Genomic DNA, 17,994 nt, shown 5'->3' with positions numbered 1-17,994 from the left:
ACAGCCATAAATAAGGCTCACTGCTATGCTTGAATCTGAGCAGTAAGCCTGTGTTCAGTAAGTTCAGATATTATTCTTTATCATATCGATCACATCTTTGCCTTTGCCTTCAAGTATGGCTTTGGATCCATACCAAACCATGTTTTTCACATTTTCATAGCTGATTGCTGGTGGCATAATCAGTTCTTTGTCGCTGATTACCACATCTAGCAGAGCCGGCCCTTTGTGTGCCAGAAAGGTTTGTACTGCTGTTTCCAGTTCGGAAGATTTGCTGACACTCTGGGCGCTGAAACCACAGCCTTCGGCAATGGTTTTAAAATCGCCATTTTTAAGATCAACAAATACTTCTACCAATCCTTCGCCTTTTTGTTCCTGTTCAACAAAATTAAGGGAGCTGTTGTTGAAAACAACTATTTTAATCGGCAGATTTTCCTGTTTGGCGGTAAGTAAATCACCCATCAGCATAGCTAAACCACCATCTCCAGATAAAGAAATGACCTGCCGTGCCGGGAAGGCTTTCTGCAATCCATAAGCCTGAGGCATACCGTTTGCCATGGTGCCATGTTTCAAACTGGTAAGAAAGCGCCGCTTGCCATTCATGGTCAGGTAGCGCGAACCCCACAACATAGGTGTACCGACGTCAGCGGTAATCAGTGCATTATCGTCGGCATGTTTATCTATTAACTCGATTAATTGTTGCGGATGAATTGGATGTTTGTCGTCTGGGGTGGCATGAGCTTCATATTTATCCATGATTTTGGTAAACAAAGCGGTATGGTGATCCAGAAAACTGCTGTCGCTACGTGGCTGAATTTTGGGTAGAACAGTTTGCAGGGTAGTTTTAATATCGCCAACCAGCCCTAAATTGATTGGATGACGTAAACCTAGCTGAGTAGCATCGTGATCAATCTGAATGATATTGGCGTTTTCAGGATAGAATTCTGTCCATGCAAAACTACAGCCGAGTAATAATAAGGTGTCGCAGTTTTTAACTGCTTCATAGCCAGCTTTGGTGCCAAACATGCCAGTCATGCCTACCTGATAGGGATTTTCCCAAGCAATACTGTCTTTGGCACGGGAGGTGTGTACAACGGGTGCCTTAAGTTTTTCCGCTAGCGCAATCACTTCGTCATGTGCATCTTTGCTACCATAACCGGCATAAATGGTGATTCTATTGCCTTGATTGATGGTCTTGACCAGCTCTTCGATTTCACTATCATTCGGGCGGGTAACTGGCTGCGGGTGCCAGATTTTTATCGGTTGTTCGACCACTTCCATTTTGCTGATGTCACTGGGCAGGATAACAACGGCTACGCCACGTTTGTTAATAGCTGCCTGTGCTGCCTGAGTGAAAATGCGCTGAGCTTCCTGTGGCTGGGTAACCATCTGACAGAATACGCTGGTATCCTGATAAACTTTGAGAAAGTCTACTTCCTGAGGAAAGCCAGTACCCATTGATGTGGCAGCCAGTTGGCTGGCAATGACAATTACAGGCGCATTGTTGCGATTGGATTCGTACAGCCCGTTAATCAGATGCAGGCTACCAGGTCCACATGAACCGGCGCAGGCAGTGAGTTTATTGGTAATCATGGCTTCAGCACCGGCAGCAAACGCAGCAGCTTCTTCATGACGAGTATGTACCCAGTTAATACTGCTTTTTTCGATGGCTTTGCCGACAAAATTCAGGGTATCCCCGATGATGCCATAGCAGTTGCTTACTCCGGCTGTAGTCAGTACATCAATCAGTACTTCTGAAACGGTTTTGGTTTTAGACATAGTGTATTTCCTCTAAAATTGATTATTTATTAATAGATAAAGAATAATAAATAGTTTTCTTGATAATCATTTTGTTATCTTCGCTATATTTTCATCTATACAGCAAATTTCAGCAGTATATTAATCCATTATCAGTGTTTAATGTATTGTAGTAGTGAGTAATCTGCAACACAAGGACATTGGTAAATTTGGATGAATATAATCTAATAAAAAAGGCAGTCGGCACAGGGTACCGGCTGCCAATACGGGCAAAAGAGAATTCTCAGATGGCGCGATCGTTAAACAGGGGAATGCAGGTAATGCGGCTGATGCTGTTGATGTAGTCAAGCACCGGAGCCGGCCATTCAATGCTTTTAACCATGGTTAGATTGCGCAGTAGCGGAAATAACAGAATATCTTCCATGCCAAATGTACCACTGGCACCACAATCGCTGATAAGCAATGGTGACAATGCAATCAGATCCGCATTCAGGCGCTCAATATAGGTTTGGCTGTTAAGCAGATGTTGTTGAAAATTGCCGTAAATAGCTGTTTTTTTACTAACAAAATAGTCTATAGCGCTTTGAGTGGCAAATTCAGGCAGATTAATGCTGATGCAGCGTGGCAGGGTTAGGAAATTGCGGTATGTATCGACAATTTTTATCCAGTCTTCAATTTCGGGACGGATGGTATGACTTAAGAGGGTATCACCGGCAAGCTGGTCGATGTAGTGTACGATATCCAGACTTTCACCCATGGCGCAACCATCATCTTTGACTAAAATTGGCACCATTTTTTTGCCAACTAGCTTGTTAGGTGTGTCTTCATCATCGTTGAGTAGGTAAATATTTTCTACCGGTACCATTTTTTTACCAAATATCATGCGCGCACGTACACAGTAGGGGCAATGGTCATAAAGATAAAGTTTCATTCTGGTTTCCTTATTCAGGGTATGGTGTGACTTAAGCAGGTACTATTTACCTTGTCCGAAACACATTTATCGGGTAAGAATATTGTATTGTAATTAGCTACTTAGTGCTGATAAATAGGCAGTAAAATATTTTTTTACACAATATTTGTGCTTTTGAAAAATCTGGTTTTGTCGATTCATTTTTGATAATTGATTAATAGTATACATAATATTAATTAATTTTAGTTCACGGTTTTTTTACCAGTTGTGTTGCATTAATCACGTTTTCAATTTTTCTCATGTAACAGCAAAGTAATGGTAGTTTCAGCCATACAGCAACACCTGTATTTGTTCAGGGCTTGGGGCTATGGTAGTACGGTCATGTAATCTATCTTTCTTACCTGCTACATCGGCAGGAGCACCGAGGTGTGGGCGGTTTGTTTTGTGCTGATTTAATCTGCTTGGCTTTTGCGCAATGCTTCTGTTTTGTATAGGCGGTAATTGCAGCCTGTTTTCAGGCATCTCTGTCGCTGGTGGCACAACATAAAAATATTGTTTATGGAGACGGGAGCAAAAGTTTCAGTTGTACCGGCGCGGGCGCTGTATTGAATTTAATCTGTTTTGTATACGCGGTTGGGTTTACATGCCGGCAAAAGCACTGAACCAATTCTGATGTTAATGCTGCCCTTAGCGCGTTTTGAATACCAGTGTAAACCAGTAACAGGCTCTGCTGAGGTTCGGTTGGCAGAATATTTGCGCATGGACAACTGGCTGGCGGAAGCCGAAATCTATTCGGATTATGTAGATAGCTGCGATCTGTAGTTTTATTGTTTGTTTAAGGCCTGCTGGCAGGGTAGTGCGGTAAGCAGGCACAAGCTCACGGGCATGATAAAGTCTGGTGCGATATTGGTTATTTCCAGTACGAATAATATGGCGGTCAGGGGCATTTTTTGCTGTATGGCCAGAAAAACAGTGGCACCAGTTATCACCGCGGCAACAAGCGGCACTGATGGTAGTACGCTGTTCCATGCTGTGGCTGCCAGTAATGCGATAAGGCCACCGAGCATCATAGAGGGAGTAATAAATCCACCATAAGCGCCGCCACGAGTTGCCAGCAATAGTGCCAGCCATTTGCCGATTAGCAGAGCCAGAGCGTAACGCCAGCCAATGCTGTCATTAAATAACAGTTCGTTACCGGCTTTGCCATTACCTAGTATTTCTGGTAACCACATGGCCATGGCTCCAATTAATATAAAAGCAGCCATACTGATAAAAATCAGTCTGGGGCTGCTACGGTTGGCTGGTTTACAGCAGGCAAGTTGGCGCTGTAACAACCATGAGCTGGCAACGATTACCGGACCGAACAGCAGCGCCCAGATTAACAATGAGCTGTTCAAAGTAAACGCGGGTAGCTGATAGGCTGGTATGCTGCCCAATCCCAGACGGGCAACCCATGCAGCAGTGGTACAGCAGATTAAAGCAGCGATAACATGATTCCGCTGAAAACTGCATAGCAGGGTTTCCAGTGCAAACAGGGCACCGGCAAGTGGTACATCAAAAACAGCGGCCAGACCGGCAGCCGCGCTACAGGACAGCAGGATTTTGCGTTCTTCAGCGCTGATAGCTAAGCGGCGGCTTATATAATCAGCAATCGCTGAACTGATTTCACGTGGTGCTGTCTCACGCCCGAGAGGAGAACCCATACCTACAGTAAGAATCTGCAGCAGGGCATGAATCACGGTAGTGCTTAATGGTATGGAGGGGGCATTGTTGCTGATTGCCTGTTTGATATCAACCAGTTTGGATGCATAACGGTGCAGTAAAAACCAGCCTGTGCCTGCAATCACACCACAGCCACTTAAGGCCAGCAGCCGATGGGTGGCACTGGTTTGTTCGACTATGTTGCGAAAAGTGATGCCATCAACGCGGGAAATTCCGTAAACTACCTGCTGGATCAGGTGCAGTAAGCCGATAAGTGCAGTGCCGGCTACACCTGCAATGGCACCACAGAGCAATAATAAGGCTATTAGTTTGGGGCTTAATCTGACCATATCACTATGCATTTGTAGTAGATGAAAAGCGTTTTTACATTTTAAATGACTATATTGTAAACGTCAGTACAGGGATTGCCGAACTTTGGCATTTGCCTGTGCTAAAATTAGACTATTTTGTCAGGATTTTAAAGGAAACATTCCTGTGATCAGTACCAATAATATTACGATGCAGTTTGGCGCTAAGCCATTGTTTGAAAATGTGTCGGTGAAGTTCGGTGGCGGCCATCGTTATGGTTTGATTGGTGCCAACGGTTCAGGTAAATCAACATTCATGAAAATTCTGGGTGGTGATCTGGAGCCCAGCAGCGGTGAGGTGGCCATCGATCAGGGGCTGCGGCTGGGTAAGCTGCGGCAGGATCAGTTTGCATATGAAGATATGCGGGTGCTGGACGTAGTGTTGATGGGGCATACTGAAATGTGGGCAGCCATGACAGAGCGTGATGCTATCTATGCTAATCCGGATGCTACCGAAGATGATTATATGCGCGCGGCTGATCTGGAAGCTAAGTTTGCCGAGTATGACGGTTATACGGCTGAGGCGCGTGCGGCCGAGTTGCTTGCCGGTGTGGGCATTGATGAGCATTTACATAATGCCAGCATGAGTGAGGTAGCGCCCGGTTTTAAACTGCGTGTATTGCTGGCACAGGCGCTTTTTTCCAAGCCAGATGTGTTGCTGCTGGATGAACCTACCAATAATCTGGATATTAATACCATTCGCTGGCTGGAAGGGGTATTAAACAGTTATGAATCTACCATGATTATTATTTCACACGACCGCCACTTCCTGAATGAAGTGTGTACTTATATGGCCGATGTGGATTATGGTGGCATTACATTGTATCCGGGTAATTATGATGATTATATGCTGGCTTCAACTCAGGCACGTGAACGTACTTTGAAAGACAATGCCAAGGCCAAGGAAAAACTACAGGAATTGCAGGAATTTGTGGCACGTTTTTCTGCCAACAAATCCAAGGCAAGGCAGGCGACCAGTCGTGCTAAGCTGGCTGATAAAATTAAAGCCGATATGGTAGAAGTGAAGCCATCTAGCCGTCAGAGCCCGTTTATCCGCTTTAATTTTGACGATAAGAAAAAATTACATCGACAGGCACTGGAAGTGCAGGATTTATCCAAACGATTTGACCGGCAATTGTTTAATAAGCTGAATCTGATGCTGGATGCCGGTGAGCGTCTGGCCATTATTGGCCCGAATGGTGCCGGTAAATCCACCTTGCTGAAACTACTGGCCGGTGCATACGATGAAGCCTGCAACGAAGGCATCAAGGCAGATACAGGTACCGTTAAATGGGCGGAAAAAGCACAGGTAGGCTATTACCCGCAAGACCATGAAAACGATTTTGATGTACCGATGACATTAACTGAGTGGATGCGCCAGTGGGGAAAAGAAGGCGATGATGAGCAGGTAATTCGTGGTACATTGGGACGCTTGCTTTTCGGCAGCAATGAAGTGGGCAAGCAGGTGCAAGTACTATCGGGTGGTGAGAAAGGCCGTATGCTGTATGGCAAGCTGATTTTACAGGAACCGAATGTGCTGGTGATGGATGAACCCACTAACCACATGGATATGGAAAGCATTGAAGCGTTAAATATGGCACTGGAAAAATTCCCGGGCACGCTGGTGTTTGTCTCTCATGACCGCCAGTTTGTTTCCAGTCTGGCTACGCAGATTCTTGAGCTGGATGGTGAAGGTGGTTTTGAGTATTATCTGGGTGATTATGAAGGTTATCTGGCTAAAAAAGGTTTAGTCTGATTTTGTGCTAACTGCCTGTATATTTACAGGCAGTTTTTTATATGGGAGAAAATAATGAGTATAGATACGAACGATTCGGTAAAACTGATTGACTGTACCGAAAAAGAACACGCGGCAGCCATTCTGGCGCTTTTTAATGACACTATTGCCAATTCTACTGCCCTGTATGATTATGAACCGCGTTCGCTATCATTCATGGAAGGCTGGTTTGCAGCCAAGCGTGCACGTAACTGTCCGGTAATTGGTGCCGTAAACGGGCAGGGAGAGCTGCTGGCATTTGCTTCATGGGGCGCATTCCGGGATTATCCGGCTAATAAATATACGGTAGAACACAGTGTATATGTACGTAATGATTGCCGGCGACAGGGGCTGGCACGCAAGCTGATGCAGGAGCTGATTACACGTGCACAAAAGGCAGATATGCATGTATTGATGGGGGTAATTGATGCAGCCAATAGTGGCAGCATAGCCCTGCATGAGCAGCTAGGTTTCAAACATGTTGGCACGTTGCCACAGATTGGCTTCAAATTCGGCCACTGGCTGGATGCGGCACTGTACCAGCTTATTCTGGAAACACCAGCGCAGCCTGTGGATGGTTGATAAGTACATGATGTGGCTTCAGGCGATTTTCAGCCACCAGTGTACGCTGAGTAAACCTAGTATGGTCAAGAGTAAGGAACCACCTGTATGCAGCAGCATATGGGCTATGGCAGCTGCATAGCGTTGTGACTGGAGTAATTGCACAGATTCGAGCGAAAAAGTTGAAAAAGTAGTCAGCCCGCCAAGGAAGCCGGTAATCACAAACAGCCGCCATTCTGGTGCAATATTCACAAAATGCATAAACAGACCACTGGACAAACCAATCAGATAGGCTCCTGTCCAGTTGGCTACTAGTGTGCCATACGGCAGGTAGGAATGAAGTGAATTCAGGCAGGTACCCAGCAGCCAGCGCAAAATAGCGCCCAGCGCAGCTCCGCTGGCAATAGCGAATAAAGATAAGTACATAATGAATCCAGTAAAAATGCGATACATAATTATTTATTTTACGCTAAAGCAGTATCCGATATTGCCATGTGTAGCTGAAATGACTACGCTAGAGTTTTAGCTACAGTAAAAATATCAGAATGAATTTAACCGAAACAAAAATTACCAGCAAAGAAATCTATCGTGGTTCATTTTTAAATGTTTTTGAAGATACCGTCAGCTTACCGAATGGCAATCAGGCACAACGGGTAGTGATACAGCATCCGGGAGCCGCTGCGGTTCTGGCCGTGACAGCTGAGCAGAAAGTGGTATTGGTAAGACAATGGCGCTATCCGGTGGGAGAGGCCTTACTGGAAATTCCGGCGGGCAAGCTGGATGGCAAAAATGAGGATCCGGCTGATGCTGCCTTGCGCGAGCTGGCGGAAGAAACACCTTATACCGCAGCAGAAGTTAAACTGATTCATACTTTCTATACCGTACCCGGTTTCGGTGATGAAAAAATGTATCTTTATCTGGCAGAAAATGTGCAGCCCAATAGTGCACTGGCAGCAGATGAGGATGAAATTCTTGAGCCATTGTTACTGAGCCGGGATGAAGTGCGTACGGCATTGGCCAATAACCAGATTCATGACGGCAAAACCCTGATTGCCTTGCAGTACTGGTTATTATATTGCTAAACAGGAGTAAGCCATGATGCAAATCGTTCCATTACCAGCCTTGTCTGATAATTATATCTGGTTATTGCGGCAAGGGAATCAGGCAATAGTGGTCGATCCGGGTGAAGCGGCCGTGGTGATGAATTATCTGGCTGCACAGGCGTTAAACCTGAATGCTATCTGGCTTACCCATGCTCATTATGATCATACGGATGGTGTAACAGCGTTAAAACAACACTATCCGCAATGTCAGGTTGCTGGCTGGAGTGAGTGGCCAGAGGTGAACAGGGCAGTAAATGAAGGCAGCGAATTTGAAGTATTTGGACAGCAGGTAGCAGTATGGCATATTCCCGGCCATACTGCTGATCATCTGGCTTATGTATTAACTGATTCTGCTGGCCAGCAACGGGTATTTTGTGGTGATACGCTGTTTAGTGCCGGTTGCGGACGGGTATTTCCCGGAACTATGGCACAAATGTTTGCCAGCTTACAGCGTTTAAACAGCCTGCCAGAGAATACTTTATTCTATCCGGCACATGAATATACAGCAGCTAATTTAAAATTTGCTCAGGCAGTAGAACCGGATAATCCGGCAATCAGGCAGGCAGTATTGCAAACAGCAACATTACCTACATTACCGGTAAGTCTGGCACATGAACGTGAGATCAATCCTTTTTTGCGTACCAGCCAGCCGCCAGTTATTGCATCAGTAGTGCAGAAAGGATTATCTGAGCAGCAGTCCACTGAGCCACTGGCTGTATTTACTTACTTACGAGAATGGAAAAACCGTTTTTGATTACGCCATAGCTTACAGCATGTTATCATTAAGTCAGCATAATAACGAAGGAATATATGAGTTGAAACAGGGCTGAATGATGGCAGCTGGTGATTTCAGCCAGTGAAATATCTATGGTGATTTCAGCCTGTCAACCTGTCTGCATATGAAAACAACAAAGCCATACTGTATGGACTGGACCCGATTACTCAGTGTCCAGCGTTTTAAACTGGATAACGGCTGTGTCGTACCTACTGTAACCGCCTCCAGTGAAGAGGGTGCGGAAGCTTTGCGTACTGATTTTCACATAGACTATGATCGCGTGGTGTTTTCCAGTGGTTTTCGCCGTCTGGCACGTAAAACGCAGGTGCATCCGTTTGCCCTACATGACCATACACATAATCGCCTCACTCATAGCGTTGAAGTAGCCAGCGTTGGACGCAGCTTGGGCAATCGTGTCGGTGTTATGCTGGCGGCTGGGAATTTCTTACCACCGGGCAGTCATGCTGCCGATATTGGCGCGATAGTGCAGGTAGCCTGTCTGGCACATGATTTTGGTAATCCGCCGTTTGGGCATACTGGTGAAGATGCATTGCGTGAATGGTTTCGCGACCCGCAGCATGAACACTATTTACGGGAACTAAGTAATGCCGAGCGTAATGATATTGAAACCTATGAGGGTAATGCACATAGCTTACGGCTGATAGCCAGTCTGGAAATGTATCAGAACGCTGGTGGCATGCGTCTTACCTCTGCGGTTATCGGCGCTTTGCTGAAATACCCTTGGACAAGTTCGGCTGAACAGGGAAGAAATAAATTCAATATTTATCAGACTGAGCTGCCTTTTATTGATTGTGTGGCTCAGGAGCTCGGACTGCCTCAGTCAGGAGAAAATCACTGGGTGCGGCATCCATTATCCTATTTGATGGAAGCGGCCGATGATATTTGCTACGCCTTGCTGGATTTGGAAGATGCCGTTGAGCTGGGCTTGTTGCAGGTAGATGAAGTAGAACAAATATTATCCAGATTAACCAATAAAGAATATGACTGGCATGACTATGCCAGTCAGGGACGTTGTGCCCGTTTGCGTGGTATTGCTATTGGTCGCGCGGTAGATGATATTGCCCATACCTTTATCAAGCATCATGGTGATTTATTAAATGGTTCATTCCGTGGCAAAGACTTACTTGCTCTGTCTAGCCCAGATGTAAATGAGGCACTAAATGCAGCCAAAGAGCTGGCACGAACGCGGATATTCCGTCATCAAAGCAAGCTGATTACCGAAATCGCTACCTTTCCCTGTCTCGGTTCAATACTGGGGCTGCTGGTACCCGCTGTACATGCCTTTATCAAAACCGATAAATTGAGCAAACGGCAGGAATTGGCCTTATCCTTATTGAAAGAACAAAAACTGAGCAAAGACGATAGCTTATATCTGGCTTATATGAAAGTTCTGGATTTTGTCGGCGGAATGACAGATAACACCGCAGCAAAACTGGCACGTGAAGTATCTGGTATTGAAATGTTGTAGATTTTGTATCGGCTGTTTTGAAAAAACATATAAATCATAGATATAAATTTTTTTTCTATGTTTGTTTGCGTTTTTGCTTGCCAAAACTCAGATTATTGCGTATTATCGCGCTTCTTGATTTTCAGTGACTCGTTGATGAGTTTGAAATCAATGCACCCGTAGCTCAGTTGGATAGAGTATCTGGCTACGAACCAGAGGGTCGGGCGTTCGAATCGCTCCGGGTGCACCAGTAAGACAACGCGCCCATCGTCTAGCGGTTAGGACATCGCCCTTTCACGGCGGTAACCGGGGTTCGATTCCCCGTGGGCGTGCCAGATTCTGAAAACCTGTTTGATTTTTCAAACAGGTTTTTTTATTTTATTTGAATTTATGGGTGATATATTCATCTGGCTGATATAGGTCTCCATAACCATGCTTATTAGCGTGATAACTGAATCAGCCTGAGTCATTGTCACCGATAACGGTAAATTATTTTATACTCCTAAATAAGCGGCACGTTGCGACAGCCAGCGTTGCAGATGTTTATTAACTACTTCCGGTTGCTGGCTAATCAGGATCGGCGCCAGATCACGTGCTTTTTCCAGTAATGGCAAATCTTCTTCCAGATTGGCAAAGCGCAGCATAGGTACACCACTTTGGCGTGCTCCCAGAAATTCTCCCGGGCCCCGAATATTTAAATCCTGTCTGGCAATCTCAAAACCATCAGTATTTTCATAAATTACTTTCAGGCGCGCTTTGGCTAAATCGCCCAGTGGTTCACTAAACAACAATACACAGCGGCTGGCTGCTGCTCCGCGACCCACGCGCCCGCGTAGTTGATGCAGTTGCGCTAGCCCCATACGCTCAGCATGTTCAATAACCATCAGGCTGGCATTAGGCACATCCACCCCAACTTCAATCACAGTGGTTGCCACCAGTACCTGAGTACTACCTTCGACAAATGCAGCCATTACTGCTGCTTTTTCCGCAGGCTTCAGCCGGCCATGTATCAGACCTATAGTTAGTTCCGGCAATGCGGTCTGTAATTGAGCAACAGTATCCACTGCTGTTTGTAATTGTAATGTTTCCGATTCCTCAATTAACGGACATACCCAATACACCTGTCTGCCCTGAATACAGGTATGTTTGACCAGCTTTTCCACTTCATGCCGGCGGGTACTGTTCACCAGACGAGTGACCACCGGTGTGCGTCCGGGCGGCAGCTCATCAATCACCGAAACATCCAGATCAGCAAAAAAACTCATTGCCAGTGTGCGCGGTATCGGTGTGGCAGACATCATTAACTGATGTACATCATCTCCTTTATTCTTCAAAGCCAGACGCTGAGCTACACCAAAGCGGTGTTGTTCATCAACAATCACTAACCCCAGATTATGAAAGGCCACATCATCCTGAAACAGCGCGTGCGTGCCAACAGCCAGTTGAACGGTACCATTTGCCAGCTCATTCTTTGCCTCTTCACGGGCTTTTTTACGCACACTGCCGGAAAGCCAGACAATCCTGATTCCTAATGGCGCAAACCATTGCTGAAATTTCAAATAATGCTGCTCAGCCAGAATTTCTGTGGGTGCCATCACGGCTACCTGAAAACCTGCTTCCATTGCTGCTGCGGCTGCCAATGCACAAACAATGGTCTTGCCACTGCCCACGTCTCCCTGCAATAAACGGTGCATCGGATGTGTTTGTGCCAAATCATTAGTGATTTCAGCAATAGCGCGTTGTTGTGCCGCAGTTAAAGCGAAACCCAGATTAGCCAGTAAAGGTTGACTGATGTGTCCATCACCACATAAAGCTGTGGCATGACCACTCAAACGCTGCTGGCGTGCCAGCCGCATTGACAATTGCTGTGCCAGCAATTCATCAAATTTCAGCCGCTGCCATGCAGGCAAAGTACCTTCATGTAATTCCCGTGCTGTGTACTCAGGTGGGGGTGAATGCAGAAAAGTCACACTTTCCAGAAAGGGAGGTAATTGCAGTTGTTGTAATAGCTCGGCTGGCAGAGTATCGTCTGCTGGCAGATGCTTAAGCGCAGCCTGAATCAGCCGCCGTAAAGTGGGTTGATTCAGCCCGTTCACTGTAGGATAGACAGGTGTCAGGCTTTCAGCTAATCCCTTGTCAATATCGGTACGAATTTTAGGATGTACCATTTCATCACCAAAAAATCCATGTCTGATTTCACCCAGAGCACGAATGACATTGCCTTCGGCCAGTTGCTTTTGCTGGCTAGGGTAAAAATGCAGAAAACGAAGATACAGAACATGACCGGACACATCTTTGACCTGTACTACTAACTGTTTGCGTGGACGAAATTGTATTTGCTGATGAATTACCGTTGCTTCAATCTGCACGGGTACGCCCGTCTGGGCATCAGCAATTGGGGTGATATGAGTTTCGTCTTCATAGCGTAAAGGCAAATGCAGAGCCAAATCCCAGATATTACTGATATTGAGCTTGGCCAGTTTGGCAAGAGTGCCTGCATTAACTGGAAAAGGAAAAGCAGCAGTAGACATGTTCAAACAGATAAAAGACATGATTCAACACTGCTACCATAACATGTTTAAACGCATATCGCTATTTTGTCTGGCTTTACCGCTGATTCATGGCCGATAAATGACTGATAATTATTAAACAGACTTGTTTACCACAAAAAGAACCCGTTTTGCTGATGGGTAATTTTTTATCCGCAGCAAAACGGGTGGTTTTTCAGAAGTAATTAATCTTGTCGTTCTACCTGAGTGACATCACGTACTGCACCGGTATCAGCACTGGTAGTCATCGCGGCATAGGCGCGTAAAGCAACGGAAACATGGCGCTGGCGCTCTACCGGCTTCCATGCACGGGCACCACGGCTTTCCATTTCTGTACGGCGTTGTTGTAATTCACTATCAGTGACAGCCAGATGAATCCGGCGTGCAGGAATATCAATTTCAATAATATCTCCCTCGTGTACCAGACCAATATTACCGCCTTCAGCAGCTTCTGGTGAAGCGTGGCCAATTGACAAGCCGGATGTACCACCGGAAAAACGGCCATCGGTAAGTAAAGCACAGGCCTTACCCAAGCCTTTGGATTTCAAATAACTGGTTGGATAAAGCATTTCCTGCATACCGGGCCCGCCTTTAGGGCCTTCATAACGGATAATAACCACATCACCAGCTACAATCTGATTGCCCAGAATGGCTTCAACCGCAGCATCCTGACTTTCAAAGACACGTGCCCGACCGCTAAATTTAAGAATACTGTCGTCTACACCTGCGGTTTTTACCACACAGCCGCGTTCGGCCAGATTGCCAAACAAAACTGCCAAACCGCCATCTTGTGAATAGGCGTGCTCCTTATCACGGATACAGCCATTTGTGCGATCCAGATCAAGCGATGGCCACATACAGTTTTGCGAAAAAGCTTCGGTTGAACGTACACCACCTGGTGCCGCCTGATATCGTTGTTTTGCTTCGGTATTGTCTGGATTGCTTACATCCCAGTGCGCAATTGCATCTGCCAGCGTGGGCATATGCACTGTATGCACACTGGTATCCAGCAATCCGGCACGATTGAGCTGGGACAGAATGGCCATTACACCACCAGCGCGATGTACATCTTCCATATGATATTTCTGCGTAGCTGGTGCAACTTTACACAGACAGGGAACATGCCGGCTTAACTGGTCGATATCGGCCATTTTGAAATTAACCCCAGCTTCAGTAGCAGCGGCGAGCAGGTGCAATACCGTATTGGTAGAACCGCCCATAGCGATATCAAGACTCATGGCATTATTAAACGCAGCCTTAGTAGCAATGCTGCGTGGCAGAACACTGCTATCATCCTGCTCATAATAGCGTTTTGCTAATTCAACAATACACCGGCCAGCCTCAAGAAACAGCTCTTTACGTAATGCATGGGTAGCCAGTAAAGAACCATTACCGGGCAAAGACAAGCCCAGTGCCTCAGTCAGACAGTTCATCGAATTGGCCGTAAACATGCCGGAGCAGGAGCCGCAGGTAGGGCAGGCACTACGTTCTACATTGGCTACGGTTTCATCGCTGATCTTATCGTTACCGGCTTCAATCATCGCATCAATCAAATCCAGCTTGCGTGTCTGTTGCTGACCATTAGACGTAGCGATGATTTTACCAGCCTCCATCGGGCCGCCGGATACAAATATGGTTGGAATATTCAGGCGCATCGACGCCATCAGCATTCCCGGGGTAATTTTGTCACAGTTAGATATACACACCAGCGCATCTGCACAATGGGCATTAACCATATATTCAACACTATCAGCAATCAGGTCGCGTGAAGGCAAACTGTACAGCATCCCTTCATGTCCCATAGCAATGCCATCATCTACGGCTATAGTATTAAATTCCTTAGCGATACCACCAGAACGCTCAATTTCGCGTGCTACTAGCTGACCAATATTATGTAAATGTACATGGCCGGGAACAAACTGAGTAAAAGAATTGGCAATGGCAATAATGGGTTTACCGAAATCATTATCGGCAACACCAGTTGCGCGCCATAACGCTCGCGCACCAGCCATATTGCGCCCGTGTGTAGAAGTCTGTGAACGGTATTGTGGCATGATCATTCCCTTGTAATGTTTTTTATCTGTAAATGTAAAACAACTGCCAGCATAGTACGCAGGCAGTTGATATTTGTAAACTCAGGACTAAATTTTAATTACAATGGTTTTAGCCAGATAGTCTTCTAAAGTGCGCCGATAGGTTGCGGTACGAAATAACATAAACAGGCAAATAATATAAAAAAATAAAGCTATCGGCTTAGATTTAATTAATGCAATTTCAATGTCTTGATAAAAGAACAGATTTAGCGATAGACCTACTGTAAGTAATGCAACATAAGGAATTACTGTACGGAATAAAACAGTTCCGATAAATCCGGGATTGCTACCATCTATTTTGATAACTTTTATTCCTAGCAGTTTTTTTCCAAAGGATTGACCTTTTGTACTCATCATAATGCTCTGACCAATAAAATACATTAATATCGGAACTAAAGTAGCCAGTATTAAACATATTTTTCCAGCTAGGGCACTGTGCAACATTTTGGCTATAAGTCCAAAGAAAAGAGTACCCAGAATCATACCAAGATGAAAAATCAGCACGTTAATTATAACAGCAGCAATCCGACTCCAAGGAGAGGCCAGTTCAACTTCAATTTCATAATCATCTGCTAAGCTACTGTTAGATGAGGAAGAATGAAAATCAGTCATATGTAGAGTTATCCATTAACTTAATATAAGCTGTATAAAATAAATGTTAACATAAAATGATTAATGATCACAATAAGTGTATTTGTAGTAATTTTAGTTAATTTATTATGTTCTTATACATTAATTACAATTGTGTTAGCAAGATAGTCTTGTAAAGTTCGGCGATTGGATTTTTTGAGAAATAGCATGATTAAACAAATAAGTTCAAATATATATATACGTAAATGTATAATAAAAATCACAGCTAATTGAGAAATAAATGATGGTAGTATGAAACTCCATATCGGTTGTAAGAATATAAACAATAATACTGCCCCCACAAGCATATTAAATACAATCTCACGCACTAATACCGTGCCAATAAAACCAGACTTTTGTCCATTGGTTTTGATGACTTTGATTCTCATCAATCGTTTACCAATAGATTGCCCTGTGATACTCATCTGTATAGTTTGCCAAAGCGCAAAAATAGCCACAGGTAAAATAATATATAAAAATATACTTGATAGATCATGTGTTTGCTCCGAGACAAGCAACAATTCAAAAATAGATGAGACTGGTTCTGTAGACTGATAGTCAGATAGAAACCATAACTCAAAAGGTCGTACAATATTTTGTCCTAAAGCCTCAGATTCAAAATCAAATGTTGCATTATAAATGCGCAGACCCATAAAAATAATAAAATAATATATTGCATAATTAATTAAGCAGGCTGCAATTCTCCTCCAAGGGGAAGCCAATTCGACTGCAATTGAATCACGGGATTCAGTCATAAACAGCTTAGATTGATTACTATTTGAGTCTGAATGTTGTTGTGTATTTACCATAATTGAACCTACCTCAGATTTTGTATATGTTATAGATAATGGTTAATTCTGCCACTAAATTTTGCGATAAATCTACTCATCGTACTTTTCCAGTTCTAGATGGAGACTGCCTATCTTCCATATGATGTTTCTGTGTAGCTGGTGCAATTTTATTTAGGCAGGGTACATGCCGGTTTAATTAGTCAGTATCAGCCAATTTCGAATTAATGCCTGTCTCAGCAGCAAGGGCAAGCAGGTACAATCCAGTATTGCCAGAAACAATCGTAGTGATATCCATGCCCATTGCATTATTTCAAGTCTGTCTTGGTCGCAATCCTATATAATAGAACATGACTATCACCTTATTGTTCGTAATCACTACCGTTAAGTTTAAATATGATAGAATATTAAAATATATAATCACCATCAGCATGCATGAAGTAATTTTATAACTATTGAATAAGTTTCTTATGCCATATTGACGGATAGTTCTTTGATGGAGATACCAATACTTTATATTAAGAACTATCCAAATGGATCCGGCAGGCTTGCATGTACACTAATATCTGATAAATAAAACAGTTCCAGCAAATACATCACATACTCACGCCCGCTTTACGTGCAACGGCCAGACCTTCTTCCACGCTCATATATTGTGGCGGCTGGATACAATCACGCAAAACAATTTCTCCCTGACTGAACATCACTAGTTCGTTAATAGCCAGTTGCTGCCATTGTTCGTTACAGGTAAGGGGTAGGGTAGCGATTACCGCAACACGATCGTGAGGAGTGGTTACGGCGGAGAAATCAATGGCTACATCTTCATCAGTCAGAACTGCCTTACCAAAAGGAGCTTGTCGAATAATATAAAAGAGCAGGGTACTGGCATGGGCAATCAACCAATCGCCATTGGAAAGCATATAATTAAACAGCCCATATTGGCGTAATTCAGCAGTAATTTCTGCCACCGTTTGAAATAAAACTTCGCGTGAAGGCTTGTGGCGAAAACGCTGGCGTAATTGCTCAAGCAAATAGCAGAATGCTTGTTCGGAATCGGTTGTACCTACTGGATTAAAATATTCTCCACCGGCTGGCTTAAAGCGGCGCAGATTTCCATTATGCGCAAATACCCAGTATTCTCCCCATAATTCGCGTACAAACGGATGCGTATTGACCAAATGCACCTGCCCTTGCGTAGCCTTGCGAATATGTGCAATTACATTTTCCGACTTAATTTTATACTGCTGTACGAGATCTGCTACAGGAGAGCTGGCGCAGGGCTTGTCATCTTGGAGCAAGCGTACGCCATGACCTTCAAAAAAAGCAATACCAAAACCGTCAGCATGATTATCCGTTAAGCCACCGCGTAAGCGGAAGCCTTCAAAAGAAAACACTATATCAGTGGGGGTATTGCAATCCATGCCTAACAACTGGCACATGTATTATTTCTCCATAGATAAATTAGTAAATTGATATGTGCTGTTTCATCAGGTAAAGATTATACATCCGGATTATGGTA

The 17,994-nt window shown here is 44.5% G+C and carries 16 protein-coding genes and 2 tRNA genes; 8 read left to right on the top strand and 10 right to left on the bottom strand.

What is annotated here, in order from left to right; genetic code table 11:
- Nucleotides 1–63: 63 nt before the first annotated feature.
- From J6578_RS02490 to J6578_RS02480, 3 genes are all read right to left on the bottom strand, one after another.
- Nucleotides 64–1,776, bottom strand: a complete 1,713-nt coding sequence (locus J6578_RS02490) for a thiamine pyrophosphate-dependent enzyme (protein ID WP_093091408.1) — start codon at nucleotides 1,774–1,776, stop codon at nucleotides 64–66.
- Between the two features lie 262 nt (nucleotides 1,777–2,038).
- Nucleotides 2,039–2,686 carry a glutaredoxin 2 gene (gene grxB, locus J6578_RS02485; RefSeq protein ID WP_100150645.1) on the bottom strand — a complete coding sequence of 216 codons (648 nt, stop codon included), beginning with the start codon at nucleotides 2,684–2,686 and terminating at the stop codon, nucleotides 2,039–2,041.
- Nucleotides 2,687–2,989: 303 nt separating this feature from the next.
- Nucleotides 2,990–3,187, bottom strand: a complete 198-nt coding sequence (locus J6578_RS02480) for a hypothetical protein (RefSeq protein WP_239427605.1) — start codon at nucleotides 3,185–3,187, stop codon at nucleotides 2,990–2,992.
- A gap of 99 nt (nucleotides 3,188–3,286) precedes the next feature.
- Here J6578_RS02480 and J6578_RS02475 point away from each other — a divergent pair, with 99 nt between their 5' ends.
- Nucleotides 3,287–3,487: a hypothetical protein gene (locus J6578_RS02475; RefSeq protein ID WP_287953813.1), complete on the top strand. Its 201-nt coding sequence runs from the start codon at nucleotides 3,287–3,289 to the stop codon at nucleotides 3,485–3,487.
- Between the two features lie 2 nt (nucleotides 3,488–3,489).
- Here J6578_RS02475 and J6578_RS02470 read toward each other — a convergent pair whose 3' ends face one another.
- Nucleotides 3,490–4,716, bottom strand: coding sequence for a chloride channel protein (locus J6578_RS02470; RefSeq protein WP_239427606.1), 1,227 nt, complete (start codon nucleotides 4,714–4,716; stop codon nucleotides 3,490–3,492).
- 145 nt (nucleotides 4,717–4,861) lie between these two features.
- Between J6578_RS02470 and J6578_RS02465 the strand changes: the two genes are divergently transcribed.
- Both J6578_RS02465 and J6578_RS02460 read left to right on the top strand, forming a co-directional pair.
- The gene (locus J6578_RS02465; RefSeq protein ID WP_093091416.1) at nucleotides 4,862–6,490 is read left to right on the top strand and encodes an ABC-F family ATPase; all 1,629 of its coding nucleotides are present in this window, start codon (nucleotides 4,862–4,864) and stop codon (nucleotides 6,488–6,490) included.
- Between the two features lie 54 nt (nucleotides 6,491–6,544).
- Complete coding sequence (locus tag J6578_RS02460) at nucleotides 6,545–7,090, top strand: GNAT family N-acetyltransferase (RefSeq protein ID WP_100120437.1); 546 nt, start codon at nucleotides 6,545–6,547, stop codon at nucleotides 7,088–7,090.
- A gap of 18 nt (nucleotides 7,091–7,108) precedes the next feature.
- Here the strand turns inward: J6578_RS02460 and crcB are convergent, their stop codons facing one another.
- On the bottom strand, nucleotides 7,109–7,495 hold the full coding sequence (gene crcB, locus J6578_RS02455) for a fluoride efflux transporter CrcB (protein WP_100120436.1): 387 nt from the start codon (nucleotides 7,493–7,495) through the stop codon (nucleotides 7,109–7,111).
- A 119-nt stretch (nucleotides 7,496–7,614) separates the two neighbouring features.
- Between crcB and J6578_RS02450 the strand changes: the two genes are divergently transcribed.
- The 5 genes from J6578_RS02450 (at nucleotide 7,615) to J6578_RS02430 (ending at nucleotide 10,750) form a co-directional block, all read left to right on the top strand.
- On the top strand, nucleotides 7,615–8,151 hold the full coding sequence (locus J6578_RS02450) for an NUDIX hydrolase (protein ID WP_093091422.1): 537 nt from the start codon (nucleotides 7,615–7,617) through the stop codon (nucleotides 8,149–8,151).
- Nucleotides 8,152–8,164: 13 nt separating this feature from the next.
- On the top strand, nucleotides 8,165–8,926 hold the full coding sequence (gene gloB, locus J6578_RS02445) for a hydroxyacylglutathione hydrolase (protein ID WP_100120435.1): 762 nt from the start codon (nucleotides 8,165–8,167) through the stop codon (nucleotides 8,924–8,926).
- Between the two features lie 169 nt (nucleotides 8,927–9,095).
- A complete protein-coding gene (locus J6578_RS02440; RefSeq protein ID WP_100150639.1) occupies nucleotides 9,096–10,436 on the top strand; it encodes a deoxyguanosinetriphosphate triphosphohydrolase in 1,341 nt (446 codons plus the stop codon).
- Between the two features lie 152 nt (nucleotides 10,437–10,588).
- A tRNA-Arg gene (locus tag J6578_RS02435) sits at nucleotides 10,589–10,665 on the top strand.
- A gap of 10 nt (nucleotides 10,666–10,675) precedes the next feature.
- Nucleotides 10,676–10,750, top strand: a tRNA-Glu gene (locus J6578_RS02430).
- A 159-nt stretch (nucleotides 10,751–10,909) separates the two neighbouring features.
- Here the strand turns inward: J6578_RS02430 and recG are convergent.
- The 5 genes from recG to J6578_RS02405 all read right to left on the bottom strand — a co-directional run bounded on the left by recG (nucleotide 10,910) and on the right by J6578_RS02405 (nucleotide 17,914).
- Nucleotides 10,910–12,946 (bottom strand): ATP-dependent DNA helicase RecG, encoded by a 2,037-nt coding sequence (recG, locus tag J6578_RS02425; RefSeq protein WP_287953862.1) that lies wholly within the window; start codon nucleotides 12,944–12,946, stop codon nucleotides 10,910–10,912.
- 203 nt (nucleotides 12,947–13,149) lie between these two features.
- Nucleotides 13,150–15,018 carry a dihydroxy-acid dehydratase gene (ilvD, locus tag J6578_RS02420; protein WP_287953812.1) on the bottom strand — a complete coding sequence of 623 codons (1,869 nt, stop codon included), beginning with the start codon at nucleotides 15,016–15,018 and terminating at the stop codon, nucleotides 13,150–13,152.
- A gap of 87 nt (nucleotides 15,019–15,105) precedes the next feature.
- Complete coding sequence (locus J6578_RS02415; RefSeq protein WP_287950807.1) at nucleotides 15,106–15,669, bottom strand: RDD family protein; 564 nt, start codon at nucleotides 15,667–15,669, stop codon at nucleotides 15,106–15,108.
- Nucleotides 15,670–15,782: 113 nt separating this feature from the next.
- On the bottom strand, nucleotides 15,783–16,496 hold the full coding sequence (locus tag J6578_RS02410) for an RDD family protein (protein ID WP_287953811.1): 714 nt from the start codon (nucleotides 16,494–16,496) through the stop codon (nucleotides 15,783–15,785).
- Between the two features lie 575 nt (nucleotides 16,497–17,071).
- Complete coding sequence (locus J6578_RS02405) at nucleotides 17,072–17,914, bottom strand: class II glutamine amidotransferase (protein ID WP_093090976.1); 843 nt, start codon at nucleotides 17,912–17,914, stop codon at nucleotides 17,072–17,074.
- Nucleotides 17,915–17,994: the final 80 nt, after the last annotated feature.

The sequence above is a fragment of the Snodgrassella sp. genome, from assembly GCF_024103505.1.
Taxonomy (GTDB): domain Bacteria; phylum Pseudomonadota; class Gammaproteobacteria; order Burkholderiales; family Neisseriaceae; genus Snodgrassella; species Snodgrassella communis.
The sequence above is the reverse complement of the archived record's forward strand: the minus strand, read 5'-3'. Positions and strand labels throughout refer to the sequence as shown.